Genomic DNA, 1,914 nt, shown 5'->3' with positions numbered 1-1,914 from the left:
CGCCTCGCCGAGCTGGAGCTCGCCGCGTGGATGGGCCGGTCCACGCGCGCGCAGCTGCTCCGGCAGGATCCGAGCTGGAGCTGGCTGGACGGCCTGGCGCCTCGCCCCGCGCCGGCCGGCGACCCGGTCCTCGCCACGCTGGAGGCGCTCACCGCGCGGCGGGTGCCGTGCCGCCCCGGCGACGCCGAGGCGCTCTGCCCGGCGGAGCTCGGGTTCGGCGAGTTCCTGGCCGCGCTCTCCGCCCACGGCTACCGGGCCGGCTCGGAGGGGCTGCGGCTCGCGATGCGCGATCAGGACGCCTGGTGGGCGGACACCCTCGACCGGCTGGCGGGTCGCGCGCTCGCCGTCGAGCGCGCCGCCACCGGCGCCGACCCGGGCCCGCTCTCCGGCGCGATGATCTCCGCGTTCGGCGCGGCCGAGCTGCTCTCCCGCCGCGAGGCCGAGCGCGGGCCGACCCCGCGCCTCGTGCTCGATCCCTCGACGCTCCCGGCCTCGGCGCCTCCCGGGCAGGCGGCGTGGCGGCCGCTGGTGGCGCGCCTCGTCCCGTACCGGGTCTCGCTCGACGTGTCGCGCGGCGGCTTCGCCCTGGCCTGGCTGGAGCCGGAGCTCCACCTCCGGCGCTGGCTCACCATCGCCTCCACGCTGGAGCCGGTCGGCTACCGGGCCAGCCACGACACCTGGTCGAGCGCGGCCGGCGTGGTGGTGCTCGGGCACGCCCGCGGCGTCTCCTTCGGCGCCGGGCCCCGGTGGTGGGCGGACTGGGACGGATCCTCCGGGCTGGGGGTCGAGGCGCGGCTGGCCGCGGTCCAGGATCGGTTCGCGGTGATCGTCGGGGCGCGCGAGCCCGGCGCGCGGCCGGGGCCGCAGGGCTGGTTCGTGGCGCTCTCGGTGGCGGACCTGAACGGCCTCGCCTACTGGCTCTCCCCGCTCGGCGCGGGGCCGTCGGGCCCCTGACCGCCGCCGCGCCCGCTCAGGACGCGGCCCGCCGACGGTCCCGGTCCCAGAGGTCGTCCGCCATCGCGCAGCCGTCGCAGCGCGGCTCGGGCGAGGCCGCCGTCGCCAGCCGGCCGCACCCGCCGCAGCGCGGCAGCCGCTCGCGCGCGTGCGCGACCACCGCGGCGATCACGCCGGGATCGCGCAGGATGCGGCGGTGGCCCAGGCCCTCGGTCGCGAGCAGCCGCGCGGTGGGCCAGCCCTCGGCGAGCGCCGCGCCGTCCGCGAACGGGATCTCGCGGTCGCCGGGGTCGTGGATGACGAGGAGCGGCGCCGCGCCCGGCGGCGCCAGCCGCGGCAGGTCGAGCGCGTCCGGCGACACGCCCAGGCGCCGCTCCATGTCGGCGCCGAGCGCCGCGGCGGAGACGCCCAGCTCGGCGGCCGCGTGCGACACGAACCCGGCCGGCCCGCGGGGCGGGGAGATCGCCACCGCCGCGTCGAGCCGCAGGCCGCGGATCATGGCGAGCACCACCGCGGAGCCGCCCAGCGAGTGGCCGACCGCCATGCGGGCGCCCAGCGCCGCGGCGGCCGCGCTCGCCGCCTCGGCGAAGTGGATCATCGACGCGAGGCACCCCGGCGACGCGCCGTGGGCGGGCGCGTCCACGGTGACCGCGCTGCACCCGGCCGCCGCGAGCGCCTCGGCGATCGGCAGGAGCTGGCCAGCGCGGCCGCCCCACCCGTGCAGCAGCAGCACCGCCGGCCCGCACCCGAGGCGCCAGGCCCGCAGCGCCCCGCCGCCGCCGGGGAGCGCCAGCGGCTCGGCGCGCGCCAGCGCCTCGCGCTCGGCCCGCGGGGCGGGGTGACGCGGCGGGGTCAGGATCAGCCGGCCGGCGGCGCGGGCGGCGAGGCCCGGCGCCACCCCCGAGAGCGCGGAGAAGCCGGCGCGGAGCGCGCGGCGGGCAGGAGAGCGAACGTTCGTGC

Annotated in this window: 1 protein-coding gene and 1 pseudogene; one reads left to right on the top strand and one right to left on the bottom strand. The window is 80.9% G+C overall.

What is annotated here, in order from left to right; all coding sequences use genetic code 11:
* A pseudogene (locus PSR1_RS23080) lies at positions 1–954 on the top strand (patatin-like phospholipase family protein); the annotation flags it as partial.
* Positions 955–970: 16 nt separating this feature from the next.
* Here PSR1_RS23080 and PSR1_RS23075 read toward each other — a convergent pair.
* Positions 971–1,914 (bottom strand): alpha/beta hydrolase (locus PSR1_RS23075; RefSeq protein WP_059439623.1); only part of this gene is annotated, 944 nt, incomplete at its 5' end.

The sequence above is a fragment of the Anaeromyxobacter sp. PSR-1 genome, from assembly GCF_000964525.1.
Classification (GTDB): Bacteria; Myxococcota; Myxococcia; order Myxococcales; family Anaeromyxobacteraceae; genus Anaeromyxobacter.
The sequence above is the reverse complement of the archived record's forward strand: the minus strand, read 5'-3'. Positions and strand labels throughout refer to the sequence as shown.